This window comes from Neptunomonas concharum (assembly GCF_008630635.1).
GTDB classification, from domain to species: domain Bacteria; phylum Pseudomonadota; class Gammaproteobacteria; order Pseudomonadales; family Balneatricaceae; genus Neptunomonas; species Neptunomonas concharum.
In genome coordinates this window covers 980,934-998,340 of the sequence record NZ_CP043869.1, presented here as the reverse complement: position 1 = coordinate 998,340, position 17,407 = coordinate 980,934, and the positions used below count along the sequence as shown (strand labels likewise).

The 17,407-nt window shown below is 46.1% G+C and carries 14 protein-coding genes; 7 read left to right on the top strand and 7 right to left on the bottom strand.

The window, feature by feature from the left end:
* Positions 1–381, bottom strand: a complete 381-nt coding sequence (locus F0U83_RS04675) for a DUF6394 family protein (RefSeq protein WP_138988762.1) — start codon at positions 379–381, stop codon at positions 1–3.
* Between the two features lie 176 nt (positions 382–557).
* Here F0U83_RS04675 and F0U83_RS04670 point away from each other — a divergent pair, with 176 nt between their 5' ends.
* Complete coding sequence (locus F0U83_RS04670) at positions 558–3,362, top strand: insulinase family protein (RefSeq protein WP_138988761.1); 2,805 nt, start codon at positions 558–560, stop codon at positions 3,360–3,362.
* Here the strand turns inward: F0U83_RS04670 and F0U83_RS04665 are convergent.
* On the bottom strand, positions 3,325–3,771 hold the full coding sequence (locus F0U83_RS04665; protein ID WP_138988760.1) for a hypothetical protein: 447 nt from the start codon (positions 3,769–3,771) through the stop codon (positions 3,325–3,327). The two genes, F0U83_RS04670 and F0U83_RS04665, sit on opposite strands and share 38 nt — an antisense overlap.
* Positions 3,765–5,219 (bottom strand): exodeoxyribonuclease I, encoded by a 1,455-nt coding sequence (gene sbcB, locus F0U83_RS04660; RefSeq protein ID WP_138988759.1) that lies wholly within the window; start codon positions 5,217–5,219, stop codon positions 3,765–3,767. Before sbcB ends, F0U83_RS04665 begins: the two co-directional genes overlap by 7 nt.
* Positions 5,220–5,300: 81 nt before the next feature.
* On the opposite strand from sbcB, the gene F0U83_RS04655 reads away from it, so the two are divergent.
* Together F0U83_RS04655 and F0U83_RS04650 are read left to right on the top strand one after the other, a co-directional pair.
* Positions 5,301–5,729 carry a YchJ family protein gene (locus tag F0U83_RS04655; protein WP_138988758.1) on the top strand — a complete coding sequence of 143 codons (429 nt, stop codon included), beginning with the start codon at positions 5,301–5,303 and terminating at the stop codon, positions 5,727–5,729.
* A 141-nt stretch (positions 5,730–5,870) separates the two neighbouring features.
* Positions 5,871–8,696 (top strand): DUF349 domain-containing protein, encoded by a 2,826-nt coding sequence (locus F0U83_RS04650; protein WP_138988757.1) that lies wholly within the window; start codon positions 5,871–5,873, stop codon positions 8,694–8,696.
* Positions 8,697–8,762: 66 nt separating this feature from the next.
* Here the strand turns inward: F0U83_RS04650 and phbB are convergent, their stop codons facing one another.
* Both phbB and F0U83_RS04640 read right to left on the bottom strand, forming a co-directional pair.
* Positions 8,763–9,512 carry an acetoacetyl-CoA reductase gene (gene phbB, locus F0U83_RS04645; protein WP_138988756.1) on the bottom strand — a complete coding sequence of 250 codons (750 nt, stop codon included), beginning with the start codon at positions 9,510–9,512 and terminating at the stop codon, positions 8,763–8,765.
* A gap of 189 nt (positions 9,513–9,701) precedes the next feature.
* Positions 9,702–11,039, bottom strand: coding sequence for an MATE family efflux transporter (locus F0U83_RS04640; RefSeq protein WP_246077870.1), 1,338 nt, complete (start codon positions 11,037–11,039; stop codon positions 9,702–9,704).
* A 110-nt stretch (positions 11,040–11,149) separates the two neighbouring features.
* Here F0U83_RS04640 and F0U83_RS04635 point away from each other — a divergent pair, with 110 nt between their 5' ends.
* The 3 genes from F0U83_RS04635 to F0U83_RS04625 all read left to right on the top strand — a co-directional run bounded on the left by F0U83_RS04635 (position 11,150) and on the right by F0U83_RS04625 (position 14,765).
* Entirely contained in the window at positions 11,150–11,866 is a 717-nt protein-coding gene (locus F0U83_RS04635) for a 16S rRNA (uracil(1498)-N(3))-methyltransferase (RefSeq protein ID WP_138988755.1), read from the top strand.
* Between the two features lie 148 nt (positions 11,867–12,014).
* Entirely contained in the window at positions 12,015–13,043 is a 1,029-nt protein-coding gene (locus F0U83_RS04630) for a Fe(3+) ABC transporter substrate-binding protein (protein ID WP_138988754.1), read from the top strand.
* A gap of 63 nt (positions 13,044–13,106) precedes the next feature.
* Positions 13,107–14,765 (top strand): ABC transporter permease, encoded by a 1,659-nt coding sequence (locus tag F0U83_RS04625; RefSeq protein WP_138988753.1) that lies wholly within the window; start codon positions 13,107–13,109, stop codon positions 14,763–14,765.
* Position 14,766: 1 nt separating this feature from the next.
* Here the strand turns inward: F0U83_RS04625 and F0U83_RS04620 are convergent, their stop codons facing one another.
* The gene (locus F0U83_RS04620) at positions 14,767–15,816 is read right to left on the bottom strand and encodes an ABC transporter ATP-binding protein (protein WP_138988752.1); all 1,050 of its coding nucleotides are present in this window, start codon (positions 15,814–15,816) and stop codon (positions 14,767–14,769) included.
* A gap of 68 nt (positions 15,817–15,884) precedes the next feature.
* Entirely contained in the window at positions 15,885–16,442 is a 558-nt protein-coding gene (ampD, locus tag F0U83_RS04615; protein ID WP_246077868.1) for a 1,6-anhydro-N-acetylmuramyl-L-alanine amidase AmpD, read from the bottom strand.
* A gap of 89 nt (positions 16,443–16,531) precedes the next feature.
* Here ampD and nadC point away from each other — a divergent pair, with 89 nt between their 5' ends.
* Entirely contained in the window at positions 16,532–17,371 is an 840-nt protein-coding gene (gene nadC, locus F0U83_RS04610; protein WP_138988751.1) for a carboxylating nicotinate-nucleotide diphosphorylase, read from the top strand.
* Positions 17,372–17,407: the final 36 nt, after the last annotated feature.

Below are 17,407 nucleotides of genomic sequence, written 5' to 3'. Positions count from 1 at the left end.
CTAGCGGCGTACGACTATCGTTTCGACGACCAATAGAACCACAGAAACGATATTGGCTAGTAGTGCGCCTCCAGATAAAGAAACGATACTTGCCATCATTTCTGGTGTCATGCCTCCGCTGATCTGCTCGGCAAAACCCCATAGAATAGCTGCAATTATCAACTGAAGGTCAGCGACCAAGCTCGTCGCTAACATAAGCGCACCGAGGTGTGTACGATCACCAAACTTAAGAACGGTACAAATCAAACTAACAACTAATGCTGCGAACAGTTCAAATACGTTGTGATGTATGACTTTGTCGATTTCACCAAGAAAAAAGCCAAAGTTCAGCGTTAACGCCAGTACAATAAAAAAAGCAAAAATCACCTTCTCACGATTCATCTGTTCATCCTTCAGAGTAACCACTGCATTGTTATCGCTCCGATTGTATCGGGTGTAGCAACAGATGGCTACGTTGATTAATGGAACCCTCTCTTTATACAACGGTCTAGTTTAGACTAGGCCTTTAATTCTGTTATCGCATGAATTTTTTCCTCTGAGTTTGAGACACACTAATAATGAAAAAACCTGCACTGACTTTCGTTAAGTATTGGATTTTCGCGCTGGTTGCCGCCTTTGCTGCATCAAGTTCCTTGGCAACGCCTATTATTAAGAGCGAAAATGATGATCGACTCTATCGTACGATCACACTACCCAACCAACTCCAAGTCCTTTTAATTTCCGACATAGATGCCGACAAGGCAGCTGTATCCATGGATGTTGCGGTGGGCTCCGCTGCCAACCCTGACTCGCGACCTGGCCTTGCGCACTTTTTAGAGCATATGCTTTTCTTAGGGACAAAAAAGCACCCTGAGGCAGGGGAGTATCAAGCGTTTATACAAGCTCATGGCGGCTCACATAATGCGTTCACTGCACTTACAAACACCAATTACTTTTTTGATATCAATGCTGCAGATCTGGAACCTGCAATCGAGCGCTTTTCTCAGTTTTTCATATCACCGCTGTTCTCAGAAAACTATACAGATAGGGAACGTCATGCCGTACATTCGGAATATCGCGCTAAAATAAGGGATGACGGCCGCCGCATTTATGCAGCCAATCAGACGTTGATCAACCCCGCGCATCCTGCCAGCCGTTTCGCTGTGGGCAACCTTGATACACTACCCAATGACAAAAGCGGGCAGCTTCGTAAAGATCTTTTAGACTTCTATGCACAGCACTACTCAGCTAATCGGATGAAGTTAGTCATCTTGGGTAAGGAGCCTTTGGATGACCTGCAAGCACTCGCGATCCGTTATTTTTCTGCAATAGAAAACAAAGCATTACCGAAGTTTGAGATCACCGCACCTCAGATACTTCCATCAAATCTCAAAACTAAAATTGAAATACAAACACTGGCTGATATTCGACAGCTAGCTCTCAATTTTACTACTCCTAGCGACCATCCCTATTTACAAAGTAAACCACTCCAGCTAATTAGTAGCTTGGTTGGTTACGAAGGCGAAGGCAGTCTGCTAGCTTTACTTAAAGAGAAAGGTTGGGCCACGGGTTTAGGCGCGTCACCTGGTGCCACATACAAATATGAGAGCAGCTTCCATGTTTCTATTTCTCTAACGCCATCAGGTATGGAACATACAGATGAGATTATTGCTCTGTTTTTCTCTTTCATCGAAAGCCTGAAACAAACAGGTATCAGCGAAACACTCTTTAAAGAAGAGCAACAGCTTGGCAAAACTGCCTTTCAGTTCTTAGCTGAACAGGCCCCTATTCATTATGTCACTCAACTCGCCCAACGAATGCAAGAGTTAGCCCCAGCTTATTGGCTGAATTCTCCCTATGTCCTCAGCGAGTATGAGCCAGCTCTCTATCAGCAGTTTCTCGGCTATATTTCACCTGAAAACATGACCCTTAGTGTGCAGGCGCCTTCAATTCAAGGGGATACTAAAGAGCCCTATTACAACACCTCCTACCGCACCTCTACGATAGAAGAAGGACTCATTAAAAAATGGAAGCAAGCACCGATTTTGCCCGAACTGCATATTCGAGGAAACAATCCTTTTATAGCCGAAAACCTTGCAATCAAGCCAGCACCTGAAGATAAAAAAAGCACCCCCAGTTTACTTAACCATACACCCGATGGGGTTCGCAGTTGGCACCTGCAAGATACCCTTTATAACACCCCAAAAGCAGATTATTTCTTCACCCTTCTCACTCCGCTTGCAAGAGAAGGTGCCGATGCAACCGTTGGTTTAAATCTTTATACGCAGATGGTTAGCGAAGAGCTGAACAAGGTACTCTATGATGCCGATATGGCAGGGTTATCCGCCAGTATCTACCCACATCAACGCGGCATCAGTGTTAGAATTTCGGGTTACAATGACAAATTAGGCAGCATCGCCACACTGATTGCAAAAACTTTGCGAGCGCCCAATTATTCCCCTCAGCGTTTCGCTCGAATCTTAACCGCCTATAAACAGCAATTAAAAAATGCAGAAAAAGAAAAGCCCTACAATCAACTCTTCCGGGTAGGATATGAAATCCTATTACAGGATGCTCCTCTGACAGAACTTCAGGCAGCGGCTGATTCTTATACACTCAAACGTTTAGAAGCTCTCGTGGAAACGCTTTTTACTGAGGTCGAATTAAGAACCCTCTCACACGGCAACCTCACATCGGCAGAAGCGGTCAAAATCAATAACGACCTTATCACTACACTGTCACCTATCAACACAGCAGCTATTGCGCCGGCACTCACGATTAAGCAACTCAACGATACTCATTTTGAGAAAGTAAACATAGATATAGAGCATAACGACTCAGCCGTTATACTCTATATGCAAAGTTTAGATGATAGCTATCAAGCACGCGCCAGTACTGCTGTATTGGCTGAAATATTATCGGCACCTTTCTACAGTCAATTACGTACTGAAGAGCAACTTGGCTACATTGTTTTTGCCTCTCCCGTTACATTAAATAAAATATCAGGCATCAGTTTTGTGGTTCAGTCACCTAACACCCCCGCAGACACGGTGGTATCCCGCATGGAGTACTTCTTTGACCAATTCACACCAACTTTAGAAACGTTGAGTGATGATAGCTTTGAGAAGTTTCAAACCAGCGTCCTCAATCGAATAAACGAACAAGATGTACAACTAACCTCTAAAACCCGCCGTTTCTGGAGAGAAATAGACCAAAATGAGTGGAAATTTGATAGCCGAGAGCAACTATCCAGTGCACTGAAAAAACTCACAAAAGAAGACTTGGTCAAACAGTGGGAAGTACTTCGACGGCACAAATTACTTTTAAGCTCCCAAGGAAGAGCTGTTAGCGAGGCTTCGGTGGCAACTCCCCCTGAGGGATAAATTGTCGCCCTTGAGGTTGCGTTTCTTCACAAAGTCCGGGGTTGAGTATGCACCGATCCCGGATCTCATCTTCATGTATACGCTGAAATACAGCATCCTCTCCTTTTAAGTCAGACTTAGAAAAGACCTTGCCCGCTTTGAACTCCCGCACAATGGGTAAAGGAGAAGGTGCCACCACCGTAGGAGGTGGCAGATCCGATGGTTTATCAACGGGCACCACTTCCGTCATCTGCTCGCGATCAAACGCTCCTCGTTTCTTACGATGATAAGCCCATCGTGGGTCCACTGTTCCCTCTGAATAGCCCATCGGCTTAGAAACATTGTAAGGTATAGGCTCTTCTGCATAGATTAGCGGCGCTATACTCGCCATTAAAAAGGACAAGCAGAAAGTACCCGTTGCCTTTACCATATTTCCTCCATGGGATAGATCGACTCTGCATAAATTGCCAACTCCTCAAGCATCTCCCGCTGCGGTTGGGTAATATCTGCCTGCTGATAAAGCTCATTCAGCTGTTCATAGAACTGCTTCATTGTGAGTAGACCTCTATTATCTGCCTTGAGTAGCTTCTCAGTCCGGTATTGCTCCCAAACCGCAGACTCTTCAGCACTAAGCGTCATCGGGTAGTTTCGTGCACGATAGCGAAACAGCATCTCTTCAAGTCTGGGGTCTTGAAATGCTAAAGATAAGTCAGCTAACCCTGCCGGGTCACAAGCTCGAATTCGTTCCATTGACTGCTTATCCGCATCGCTAAAAAAACCACCCGCGTAAAGCATATGATCAGGATCACCATCCGATTCATAGGCATCTTCATTCATAATATCGGCCACTTTAGCTTTTAAATCAGCAAAACCTCTCAACATAGCCAAATGCGCTCTACATTCGTCACCATTGATGGATAGGCGTGCGGCTTCATCGCGATTAATCATGCCTGCAGGCGCGAGGATGGGGCACTTATTAATGTGCACCTGTTTCAGAGCAATCTTAGGATCAGCATCGCCGCGCTCTGCAGCAGGCAGATAAAGATAGTGGCGTATCTCCTCAACGGACAGAGTTATCAGTGGCGTAGGATCAACCCGCAGATCCCACACCAAAACGCTGTTACGATTGACCGGATGCGTCGCAACCGGAGCAACAATTGCCAAGTTTCCGACTTCGGCAGAGTAACGGGAAGAGACATGCAAAACAGGCTTCATTGAAGCGACATCCAGCATACGCTGCGCTGACACTTTATCTTTATGATCTAACACAAACTCATAAAGACGCGGCTGTTTCTCTTTCACCAACTTGGCTAGCGCAATAGTGGCATACACATCAGACAACGCATCATGAGCGTGACCATGATCAATTCCATTAGCCTGAGTTAAGTCTTCTAATCGTAAGCTCGGTGAACCATCTTCATAGGTAGGCCAAACAATACCCTCTGGCCGTAAAGCTCTCGTCAAGCGAAGCATGTCAATGATATCCCAACGAGAACAACCATTTTGCCACTCACGAGCATAAGGGTCGTAAAAGTTACGATACAGGGTGTTTCTCGTTACTTCATCATCAAAACGTATGCTGTTATAACCCACACCACAGGTACCGGGCCTAGATAGTTCTTGGTAAATGGTTGCTATAAACTCGGCTTCGCAAACGCCTTCTCTAACTGCTTTTTGCGGGGTAATCCCCGTAATCAAACACGCTTGTGGATGAGGCAGAAAATCATCCGCAGGTTTACAATACAACATGATCGGTTCGCCGATGATGTTAAAGTCTTCATCTGTACGAACACCTGCAAATTGAACAGGTCTATCCCGCTTTGGGTCAGCCCCTGTTGTCTCGTAATCATGCCAAAAAAAAGTTCTTTCAGAAGTCATCTCTTCAATTATCCGTGATATCTGTGCAGTTAGCAGGCTATAATGGTGCCATAGTATCAGGTCAGGCAGGGAGGATTACATATGCTAACGTCTCAAACAACCGAACAACGTTGCCCCTGTGGTTCAGGTAAACCTTTTGCTTTCTGCTGTGAGCCTTTCCTTGAAGGCGTAAAAGCAGCTCCTACAGCTGAACACTTGATGCGCAGTCGCTACACCGCTTTTGTCATGGGTGCCATTGATTATCTGATAGATACCACTGCTCAAGCAAAGCGTGCACTTATTGATCGAGCTATTTTGGCAGAGCAGGTTCAGTTTACCACGTGGACAGGCCTAACCATTTTGAGTTCGCAAGCTGGCACACCAAGTGACTCGGAGGGTGTTGTTGAGTTTGAAGCCACCTTCGAAGCAGATGATGAAGCCGGCATTTTACGAGAACGGTCCAATTTCTCTCAACATGACGGTCGATGGTTTTATGTCGATGGTGATGTCGAGTTGAGATCACTTGCCTAAATAGCAAGAAGCTTAGGAAATTACCAAGAGAAACTCACTTGTCAAGGCTTTTACTGACAGGCCTGTGCCCGTTAGAATAAGCCTCCTTTTTTCATCCGAAATTCTGTTATCCGGATTTTTGCTAACGTAAGACAGCTATTAATGTTATCAAAGTTTTTTAAGCCTAAGTGGCAACATACTAATCCCGTGACACGGGCATCAGCCGTCAGAAAACTGAGTGATCAAAGTCCTGAACAGTTTCGCATTCTTTCCAAGATGGCGACTCAGGATCCCGATGCACATGTTCGACAGACTGCTGTAGAACAAATTTCGGAAATCAGCCAGCTTATCCACCTTCTTGAACAGGAGATGGAAACAGACACGACGGCAATCGAGCAAGGGCTAGCCAAACGGTTGCAACATGAACCCCTGTCCGACAACCTGATTACACAATTATCCCAATGCAAGAACCCTATTGCTGTTTTCAATAGTGTTAGCCTGACAGGTCATAATGATCTACTGCGGAAACTGCTAGACACTATTGATAACGAAGCATTGCTGTTTAATGTCGTCCTATCGAATGCTCCCATTCAAGTCCGAAAACAAGCCGCAGAGCAGATCAATAGTCTTGAGAATATCGAGAAACTCGCTAAAGAGACTCGCCAGAAAGATAAAACTATTCAGCGAATCATGCGAGAGAAGCTCAAATCGATTAAAGAGTCTGAAAAGCAACGCGCGCTTGAAATAGAAAGGGCAACCCAACTTTCAGAACAGATCACAACTCTCTCCAATGGTGAATGGTTCCCACTTTATCCGGCCAAACTCACATCGTTAGTTCAGGAATGGCAAGCTTTCTCAAGCACACTCGATGTAACTCATAGAGAACAAGTCCAGATAGCACTTGAGCGATGCCAACACCGAGTAGATGAACAACAAAGCATTGAAGCCGCAAAACAGGCGGCACAACAAAAGCGCAGAGAAGCTGAACGTCAGGCTCAGCAGATTTTAGTTGCATTACAAGAAGCAACGACCCAGTGCCAACAACAGATTTTGTCGACCGACCCGGTAAACAATGACCTTATCCAAGATCTTATCGCCAGTTCGACGCAACAGTGGGAAAGCCTTTCAGGCCATCTCTCTCACTTAGAAGCGACATTTAAGCAACATATCGGCACTTTGCAATCTGCACAGACAAAAACAGCTGCTACCCGTGATACGCTGCAAAAGATTGATCAATTTTTAGAAAAGCATTCAATCGATAGCATTTCAAAATCATCTACGGTATCGATGAAGAAGCAAGCACAAAAACTGCTTTCACAACTCGACTGGCCCGACACTTTGGAACCGCCAGCATCGTTATTAGCCCTGCAAGCCCTCCTTGGCGAATTAGCAGCATTCGATAAAACTACGCGCGAAAAAAATGCCAAAGCAGAAGCCCATTTTAGCGAGCAACTTACACAACTTGAGACAGCAATCAATCAAGGTGAAATCAAGCTCGCCGATAAAACAGCCAAAAAAACCGCGGATCTCTTCGGGCGTCTTAACGGAGCTACACCCGATAAATTAGAACAACGCTATAAATTACTGACAAATCGGCTGCAAGAGTTAAAAGACTGGCAAGGCTACGCCGTAGCTCCCAAAAAAGAGCAGCTATGTGAGGAGATGGAAGCACTTATCTCTAAAGAGATGCCAGCGCCAGAGAAAGCGAGAACGATTAAGCAATTACAACAACAGTGGAAAGTCCTAGATTCTACCGATCCCTTCCACTCTCAAGCGGTCTGGAAACGCTTTAAAAGCGCATCCGAGCAGGCTTACGCGCCTTGCGAGCAGCACTTTGCTCAACAAAATGAAATACGTCGCTACAATCTGGAGCAGCGCCAACTAATTTGTCACGAAGTTTCAACTTACCTTAACACCATTGATTGGGAAACTGACGACTGGAAAGCGGTAGAAAAAGTTATACAAACAGCCAAGGAAGAGTGGCGTCGTTTTGTGCCAGTTGATCGGGGCCCAGGGCAAGCTTTACAGAAGCAGTTTAATACTCTCATCGTGGAAACCGAAAATCACTTTAAAGTATTTAAATCGCAATCCATGGAAATTAAGCAAGGATTGATTGATGAGGTTGCACAATTAACCCAATCAGAAGATGTCCAGTCAGCAGCTGAAGCCACCAAGGTACTACAGAAGCGCTGGAAAGAGGCCGGGCCAACATTCCACAGCCAAGAAAGAGTACTCTGGAAGAACTTCAGAGCTCATTGCGATCAGGTTTTTGCTCGCCTCCAAGCGGCGACACCCTCTCGGGATGAACGCCAGGCCATCAAAGAAAAACTCGCTGAAATTAGCCAGGAACTTACTAGTTTCTTGGAAAAGCCTATTTATGCTCAGCGCAACCTAACCCTTATGGCCGAAGGCCAGCAGCTTATTCAAACCTATGGTGATAACTTATCACCGAGGGATGAAGAGAGGTTCAATAAAGCCTCCAACGCATTTGAAGCACAAATCGAAGCCTTTAATAACTTTATAGAAACACCTGCTATTAAACATCTCATTCAACAAGGTTCGATCTGCGATAAGTTTGAAGAAGCCATTCTCGAAAATGCAGATATCGAGCCCTTACTAGACGACTGGCAACTTGATATAAACCTGCCTGAACATGCTGATTTGCTTCTCAGAAAGAAAACAGCAGAAGAAGTACTCAATGGCAGCACTTCGCTGGAAGCTATCTTACCGGCATCCGCGCAACGCTTAAGAGAGATCTGCATTCGCCTTGAAATCGCTCTAGGAGAGCCATCTCCTGAGGCTGACCAAGCACGAAGAATGGAGTATCAGATGCAACGATTACAGCAAGCGCTTGAGCAGCAACAGCAGACATTTACGCTTCTCGATATTAAGAAGCTTGAGCTGGAGTGGTCATCTACACCCTTTAGCCAGCTACACCCTGAGCTAACCAGCCGTTTCTACAACCTATTGGATAAGGTATTTAGTTAACCCACTGAGGTTAATTAGCCGCACAAAAAAACCCGCCAATGGCGGGTTTTTTCTATCTGAACGATATCACGACATGTGAAGACCGCCATTGATAGACATATCAGCACCTGTAATGTATCCCGACTCATCTTCAGCCAGGAAAGTCACTATGCGCCCAATCTCTTCTGGTGTACCAAAACGCCCTACCGGAATGGTAGAGCAGATCTTTTGCTGAACCTCTTCAGCAATTTTAGCCACCATTGGCGTCATTACGTAACCAGGAGATACCGTATTCACAGTAACACCCTTAGAAGCCACCTCTTGAGCAAGTGCCTTGGTAAAACCATGGATACCTGCCTTCGCAGCGGAGTAGTTACACTGACCAAACTGCCCTTTCTGTGCATTAACAGAAGAGATATTGATCACACGACCGAAACCTTTTTCGATCATAGGATTAATCACCAGACGCGTCATATGGAACATCGAGTCAAGGTTAGCTGTTAGCACCTCATCCCACTGCTCCCAGCTCATCTTTTTAAACTGACCATCACGGGTAATACCCGCATTGTTGATCAGCACATCTACTGTACCGCCAGTTAGTTCCTGAACCGTAGCAATACATGCTTCACAAGATGCCGTATCGGTCACATCACCGTAAGCAACGTGGATATCATAGCCATCTGCCTTTTGCTCTGCTTGCCAGGCTTTTGCCTTCTCGTGGTTCCCACCACTGTTATAACCTGCGACAACAGTAAATCCCTGATCGGCAAGGCTACGGCAGATTGCTGCACCTAATCCACCAGTACCACCAGTCACAAGAGCAACTTTCTTACTCATGCTTACATCCCCTTTTCTTTCTCGTTGTTTTGTTTCGACTCTACTTATTTTTCTTATCAAAGTCTTTAATTAGTTCGATCATAGACCCAAGAGTCTTATTTGAAATATGACTTTGGTTTATAGTCACAATGATAGTAGGGTAATGTTAAGGAATGATGATATCAATAAGATACTGCTAATTATCTGATTTTAAATTGCTTTTTTAGCAATTGCTTTCTTAACCCATAAAAACGCGATAACCGATGTTAAGGTGTTAGCAACTACAAACGAGATAAACATTGCCTGTAATCCCCCAAAATAGTTTGCGACCCATGCCATAGGTATAAAGAAAACAAACAAGCGCAGGATACTAATGCGCATAGCACGGATAGGCTGATGAAGCGCATTAAGGGTAGAAGCGCTCAAGAAAATAACGGCCTGCATCCCAAACCCCAAAGGCACAATCGTTAACCATAGCAACAATGGTTGCCTAACGGCTTCAGAATCCGCAAACAGCCCTGCCAACCAACCACTTAAGAGTAAAAGGAGCAGGAAAACACAGAACTGCCAGACCAATGCAAATTTTACAGCCCCCTTGTAAGCAGCCTCAACTCGGGAGATCTGCCCAGCTCCATAGTTTTGGCTCACAAAGGGCGGTAACGTCATTGACAGAGCCAGGCAGGCTAATAGTGATAGCGACTCGAGACGATTACCTACACCAAAAGCAGCGACAGCCTCAGCCCCATGCTGCGCGACTAGGGCCGTTAAAATCCCTCCAGCTAACGGAGTCAGCATATTGGATAGTGCCGCAGGCAAACCGATTTTCATCACCTGCAACCAATGTCTCAGCACTCGCGCCACATTCAGCCGGACAAACACCAGTAACTGATAACGATGATAGAGAATATGGGTAACACAAAAAAACACACAAACCCAAGAGATCACACTCGCCAACGCTGCTCCTCTGATCCCCATCGCCGGAACAGGCCCCCAACCAAAAATCAGCAACGGATCCAACATCACATTTAAAGCCGAAGAAGCAGCCATGATCATCGCAGGTGTTTTGGTATCTCCACGGGATCTTAAAGAGCTATTGGCTACCATGTTAGCTACTACAAAAACGGCACCAAACCACCAAACTTCCATATACTCAAGAATGTATACCTGCAATGCTTCACTGGCGCCCATCAAACGAAACAGAGGCGGCATAAACCAGTGAGCAATAATGCTCACCACTAGCACTAATATGAGAGTCATCATTAAATTATCGGTTGCCAAGAGTGCCGCTTCACTTTGACGACCTGCACCAATCAGCTTAGCTAAAATAGCAGACGTACCAATACCAAAGCCTATTGCCAGACTAATCACCGAAAAAGTCACCGGAAAAGTAAACGCCAATGCCGCCATAGGCTCAGTTCCTAACTGAGATACAAAATAGATATCGGCGAGATTAAACAGCATAAGGCTGACAATACCGACCATCATCGGTAGCGTCATTTTAACGAGCGTAGGACGAATATCGTCCCGGATCAGATCAGGAGAGGACATCAGATAAAGATCACAAAATAAGAGAGCATCTATCCTAACGGCAGATAAGCAAAAGAAAAACCGTCATAATAGAAGAGTGTGTTGCACAGCTGCAATTAAGTGGAGATTTTATGAACCTGATACTGCTGAAAGAAGATGACTTTGTGAGCCCCAATCACGTGCAACTATCCGATAGGCGCTTTATGCATATTCGCGATATCCACCAAGCAGAATCCAACAGCACACTCAAAGTCGGTTTGATTAATGGCTTAATCGGAACCGCTACCGTAACCCATATCCAATCTACGAGTATCACCCTACAAATCCAGCTCAATCAAACCCCGCCACCGCCTCTACCAGTCACCCTACTATTAGCCTTGCCTAGGCCCAAAATGTTAAAGCGCATTTTGCAAACAGCCAGCACAATGGGTGTTAAAGAGATTTATCTCATCAACAGCTATCGAGTCGATAAAAGTTACTGGTCTACCCCGCTACTCGCCGAAACAGCCATTTATGAGCAACTAATATTAGGCCTAGAACAAGCAGTCGATACCCACCTTCCTAAGGTGTACCTTCGTAAACGCTTCAAACCCTTTGTAGAAGATGAGCTTCCTTCGCTAAGCCAAGATTCACGAAAACTTGTCGCACACCCATACAATACAACGCAATGCCCGAGCTCTGAGTTAACGAAGACAGTGTTAGTGGTCGGCCCAGAAGGGGGATTTATCCCTTATGAAATCGAAAAGTTAGAAGCAGCGGGCTTTACTTCTTTTCATATCGGGCAGCGTATTTTACGGGTAGAAACCGCTATACCCGCGCTTCTTTCTCGACTCTTTCCTATTCTCTAGACAATTCCGTTGTTTTTACTGATTAAGATCAAAGCATATAAACTTATATGTAAATACTATTGAGAATTAAACGCATCTGCATTGACAAACAGCCTCTTAACGAGAATAATTCGCGTTATCTTTCCTACTTAGCAAGGTGTAAACGATAATGTTACGCAAATCTCTACTGACCATTGCCATGCTCTCTTCTGCTTTTTCTATGACCGCTCAAGCAGAAACAACGGAAGTGAATATTTACTCATACCGACAACCCTTCCTGATCGAGCCTTTACTGAAAGCCTTTTCTGAAGAGACCGGTATTAAGACCAATGTCGTTTTTGCTAAAAAAGGTTTATTAGAGCGTCTGGAGCATGAGGGCGCAAACTCACCCGCTGATATTCTTCTCACTTCGGATATCGGTCCATTGTCAGATGCCGTTGCCAAAGGTTTGTTCGCACCATTCAATAGCGAGATCGTTAATAAAAACGTACCAGAACAATTTCGTGACCCAGAAGGTCGCTGGGTAGGCTTAACCTCCCGTGCTCGCTTGGTATATGCTTCTAAAGAGCGTGTTAAAGAGGGTGAAATTTCCAGCTATGCGGATCTGGCTGATCCAAAATGGAGAGGTAAAATTTGTACTCGCAGCGGCAAACACACCTACAACTTGTCTTTGATTGGTAGTGTCATTGCTCACGATGGTGAAGAGAAAGCCGAAAGCTGGTTACGCGCTGTAAAAGATAACTTGGCGCGCAAACCACAGGGCAACGATCGTGCTCAAGTCAAAGCAATTAAAGAAGGCGTATGTGACCTAGCCTTAGGCAACTCTTACTACTTCGGGAAAATGCTCACGAATGAGAAAGAACCCGAACAAAAAGAGTGGGCCGCATCCGTTAACCTGATCTTCCCTGACCAAGAAGGTCGCGGTGCACACATGAATATCTCAGGGGCAGGTATTGCCAAAAACGCACCACACCCAGAAGCTGCGCAGAAGCTGATCGAGTTCCTGACCGAGCAACAAGCGCAACAATACTACGCTGACGCCAACTTTGAATTCCCAGTGCGCCCAGGCACACCGAAGTCTGACTTAGTGAAGCAGTATATGGGCGATTTCAAAGGCGATACGATTAACCTTCAGCGCGTAGCAGAACAACGTGCTGCCGCTGCTAAATTGGTCGATAAAGTCGGCTTTGATAACTGATAGTTATCGACTTTACATGACTGAAACGGTAGTCTTCGGGCTACCGTTTTGTCGTTTCAAATCATGAGCTCACATTCTTTACAAACAGGAAACACCCGAGGCTGGCTTTTTAGCAGCTGGAGTGCAGCCTTACTGGTTGCCTTGCCAGTTTGCTCCGTCTTTTATCTAGCCCTCTTCCCTGAGGAAAATATCTGGCAGCATCTAGCTGACACTGTGCTTCCCGTTTACATCAAGACTACGCTATTGCTCATGGCGGGTGTGGGGGCGCTCTCTATACTGACGGGTGTATCTACAGCATGGCTAGTAACTATGTGCAGTTTTCCGGGAAAACGGCTGTTTGAATGGGCACTCCTGCTGCCCTTTGCCGTCCCTGCTTACGTCATCGCTTATGTTTATACCGATTTACTCGAATATGCAGGCCCCGTACAGGGGGCTTTAAGAGATCTATTCGGCTGGCAAACCGCCAAAGATTACTGGTTTCCAGAAATAAGGTCATTACCTGGCGCTATTTTGATGCTCTCATTGGTGCTTTATCCATATGTCTACCTGATGTCACGAGCAGCATTTCTGGAACAGTCCATGAGCTTACGTGATGCCAGCCGCATTTTGGGTTGTAGCCCTTGGCAAAGCTTTGTAAGAATCTCTTTACCCATTGCCCGCCCATCCATTGCGGTCGGTTTGTCACTGGTTTCTATGGAAACCATTAATGACTTCGGCACTGTGGACTATTTTGCCGTAAAAAGCATGAGCGCTGGTATTTATGATACCTGGCTTAATATGAGTAACTTAGGGGGAGCCGCTCAAATCGCCACGATGATGATGATCTTTGTGGTCATACTGATTACCCTTGAAAGAGCTGCCAGAGCACGCCAAAAGCAGTTCCATACCTCTGACCGGTACAAAGCGATTGATCCTTACGCCCTTCACTCTTGGCGCGCAGGATTGGCGATACTCGCCTGCGGGGTACCCGTATTGGCAGGGTTTATCATACCCGTAGGTGTCTTGGGTGTTTACGCCACTAACCATCTGGATCAATTGTTTAATAGCGATTTCTTAACCCATGCAAGCCACAGCTTTATCCTCTCGGGTAGCGCGGCGCTGCTATGCGTTTTACTTGCGGTACTACTCACTTATGCAAAACGACTTAACCCTAACCGCATCAGTCTGGTATCCGCTGTGCGCTTTTCAAGCCTAGGTTATGCACTGCCTGGTGCGGTGCTTGCCATCGGTGTCATTATCCCCTTGGCCGCTTTCGATAATCGTCTGGATGCATTCTTGAGAGAGCATTGGGGCATATCAACAGGCCTTTTATTAAGTGGAACCACCTTTGCTGTTATTTTCGCCTACTGCGTTCGCTTTCTTGCGGTATCCACAGGTGCAGTTGATAGCTCTTTAAATAAGGTAACACCCACCATGGATATGGCATCACGCTCACTGGGTATGACACCCGGTTCGACACTCCTAAAAGTCCACTTCCCTTTGATAAAAGGTGGCTTATTAACCGCCTTGCTGGTTGTATTTGTAGACTGTATGAAAGAACTACCTGCAACACTCATTCTGCGGCCGTTTAATTACGATACACTGGCAACCTATGTCTACCAGTTCGCATCTGATGAGCAATTAGAAGAGTGCTCTTTGGCAGCCCTGTTGATTGTCCTTGTGGGAATTATTCCTGTGATTCTACTGAGCCGCTCGATCACAGGAACGCGCAAAGGTAATTAATTCAGGCAGGAAAAACAATAGGGCGATGAACAGCAACCTGCACACTCACCCGATCCCCTTCACGGTAGGAGAGCAATTCCCGAACCACAGCCGTGACTACCCGGCCGTTGTCCAGCTTTAAGCGATAGCGAGTCGCCTCACCCATAAAATCACGAGATAAAACGGTCGCAACCGCATGACCCTCTGCCACAGGGATTGGAGACAAATCTGCAGGTCGGATAAACAAATTAAGTTGATCTTTACTCTGAAAACCTAACGGCTCAGCAAACTCCAATACACCCAACTCGGTCTGCACACTGCGTTCATTAAGACACGCTCCCTCGTACAACTCCCCCTCACCGACAAAGCGAGCCACTTGAAGCGAGTTAGGCTGGTAATAAAGCGCTTCGGGTGTTCCCCATTGTTGCAACTTACCATCCGCCAGAATACCCAATACATCACTGATAACAAAGGCCTCTTCTTGATCATGGGTAACGACAACAGCAGCAATATCCTGCTGTTTGATAATGTCACGCACTTCTAACGAAAGCTCTTTGCGCATTTCAGTATCGAGATTTGAAAACGGCTCATCCATCAACAGCAAGCGTGGTCTGGAGGCCAGCGCTCTAGCAAGAGCCACCCTCTGTTGCTGCCCACCCGATAGTTCATGGGGATAACGCTTAGAAAGATCCGGCAGACGAACCAACTCCAACATCGACAATACAATCGCTCGACGCTGCGAGCGTTTCTGTTCTTTAAGACCAAACGCGATGTTATCTTCAACACTTAGATGCGGAAACAACGCATAATCCTGAAATACCATCCCCATACGGCGTTTTTCGGGAGGGATACTGTGAGTAGCCGAGGAGATAATCTCACCCGCCATACGAATTACACCTGCACTGATAGGATTAAACCCTGCCAAACCCCGTAATAGCGTCGTTTTACCACAACCACTAGGACCTAATAGACAGGCAATCTCCCCCTGTTTAATCCCAAAACTCACATCACTCACAATGGTCTGCTGACCATAGGCACAAGCAAGGGACTCAACGGACAACAGCTCAGACATCAATCGCTAACTCAATCAAAAAGTGAGGGCATATAATAAATGAAAACGATTCTCGATTATAGAGAGCATCAGCTAATCAAGCGGCGGTAATGCTCCCAATCAAATGCGGGGCCAGGGTCCGTTTTTCGTTGCGGCGCTATATCAGAATGCCCAGTAATTCGCTCAGAGGTGATGCGTGGGTACTCAGACTGAATCGCTAGCGTAAGCTGTTTAAGCGCTTGATACTGAGCATCGGTATAGGGAATCTCATCCGTCCCCTCTAGCTCAATACCAATAGAAAAATCATTACACTGCTCACGACCCTCAAAACAGGATACTCCCGCATGCCATGCGCGATCATTTAAGTTCACAAACTGCGTCACCCCACCTTTACGGTCGACAAACAGATGCGCAGACACCCTAAGGTCATGAATCTCTTTAAAATAATCATGGTCATCGACGGGCAAGCGGTTTTGGAAAAACGCCTCGACATAGCTATTTAAAAACTGTCCAGGGGGTAAACTGATATTATGAACCACCAGCAGGCTGATCACCTCCCCCACCGGACGAGCATTAAAGTTGGGCGACGGGCACCATGTTGCACCAGAAACCCGCCCGCTCACCACCTGAAACGCTATTTTATCCACCTAATGCTACTCGCTGTGCTACTAATCCGTTAAAATTCCCCATCTTACAGGTAACCCAAAACTCCAAGCAATCAACGAGCGGGATCATTATGCTGACTCTAGACGAACTGAAACCCACCATTACTCTAAATGTCGCGGCCGCACTTGCCGAAGATATTGGCGATGGGGATATTACAGCGCAATTGATCCCAGCAACGGAACACGCCACCGCGCGAGTGATCTCCCGTGAAGCAGCGGTTATCAGTGGCGTCGCTTGGGTTAATGAAGTATTTAAACAGGTAGACGAGCAACTGATTGTGGAGTGGCACGTCAACGATGGCGATCAGGTTACAGCGGATCAAATACTTTTTACCGCTAAAGGTGCTGCCAGATCATTGCTCACCGCCGAGCGCTGCGCCCTGAACTTCTTACAAACCCTTTCTGGGACAGCCACCATCAGCCAACATTATGCCGACAAAGTTGCCAGCACAGCAGTACGTTTGCTGGACACTCGCAAGACGTTGCCCGGCTTACGCTTAGCTCAAAAATATGCGGTTAGCTGCGGCGGATGCTACAACCACCGAATCGGTCTGTATGATGCCTTTTTAATTAAAGAGAACCATATCATGGCCTGTGGCGGTATCCCCCAAGCGGTTGCTACTGCGCATAAAACAGCACCGGGCAAACCCGTGGAGGTTGAAGTCGAAACCTTGCAGCAGCTCAACGAAGCACTTACAGCAGGGGCTGATATTATTATGCTGGATAACTTCACACTGGAAGCGATGCAAGAAGCGGTCAAGATCAATCAAGGAAAAGCCAAGCTCGAAGCCTCTGGCAATATTACAGATGAAACGCTCTTACCCATAGCCGAAACAGGTGTCGACTACATCTCCATAGGCGCACTGACTAAGCACTGCCGCGCTATCGATTTATCGTTGCGATTAATCTAGAAATTATAAAAGCAGAAAAGATAAGAAAAAGCGCCC

What these genes read in the sequence shown, in the direction of transcription:
- F0U83_RS04625 (WP_138988753.1), top strand. Translation starts at nt 13,107, where the DNA reads ATGAGCTCACATTCTTTACAAACAGGAAACACCCGAGGCTGGCTTTTT.
- F0U83_RS04620 (WP_138988752.1), bottom strand. Translation starts at nt 15,816, where the DNA reads ATGTCTGAGCTGTTGTCCGTTGAGTCCCTTGCTTGTGCCTATGGTCAG.
- F0U83_RS04655 (WP_138988758.1), top strand. Translation starts at nt 5,301, where the DNA reads ATGCTAACGTCTCAAACAACCGAACAACGTTGCCCCTGTGGTTCAGGT.
- F0U83_RS04665 (WP_138988760.1), bottom strand. Translation starts at nt 3,771, where the DNA reads ATGGTAAAGGCAACGGGTACTTTCTGCTTGTCCTTTTTAATGGCGAGT.
- F0U83_RS04650 (WP_138988757.1), top strand. Translation starts at nt 5,871, where the DNA reads ATGTTATCAAAGTTTTTTAAGCCTAAGTGGCAACATACTAATCCCGTG.
- F0U83_RS04670 (WP_138988761.1), top strand. Translation starts at nt 558, where the DNA reads ATGAAAAAACCTGCACTGACTTTCGTTAAGTATTGGATTTTCGCGCTG.
- phbB (WP_138988756.1), bottom strand. Translation starts at nt 9,512, where the DNA reads ATGAGTAAGAAAGTTGCTCTTGTGACTGGTGGTACTGGTGGATTAGGT.
- F0U83_RS04675 (WP_138988762.1), bottom strand. Translation starts at nt 381, where the DNA reads ATGAATCGTGAGAAGGTGATTTTTGCTTTTTTTATTGTACTGGCGTTA.
- F0U83_RS04635 (WP_138988755.1), top strand. Translation starts at nt 11,150, where the DNA reads ATGAACCTGATACTGCTGAAAGAAGATGACTTTGTGAGCCCCAATCAC.
- sbcB (WP_138988759.1), bottom strand. Translation starts at nt 5,219, where the DNA reads ATGACTTCTGAAAGAACTTTTTTTTGGCATGATTACGAGACAACAGGG.
- nadC (WP_138988751.1), top strand. Translation starts at nt 16,532, where the DNA reads ATGCTGACTCTAGACGAACTGAAACCCACCATTACTCTAAATGTCGCG.
- F0U83_RS04640 (WP_246077870.1), bottom strand. Translation starts at nt 11,039, where the DNA reads ATGTCCTCTCCTGATCTGATCCGGGACGATATTCGTCCTACGCTCGTT.
- F0U83_RS04630 (WP_138988754.1), top strand. Translation starts at nt 12,015, where the DNA reads ATGTTACGCAAATCTCTACTGACCATTGCCATGCTCTCTTCTGCTTTT.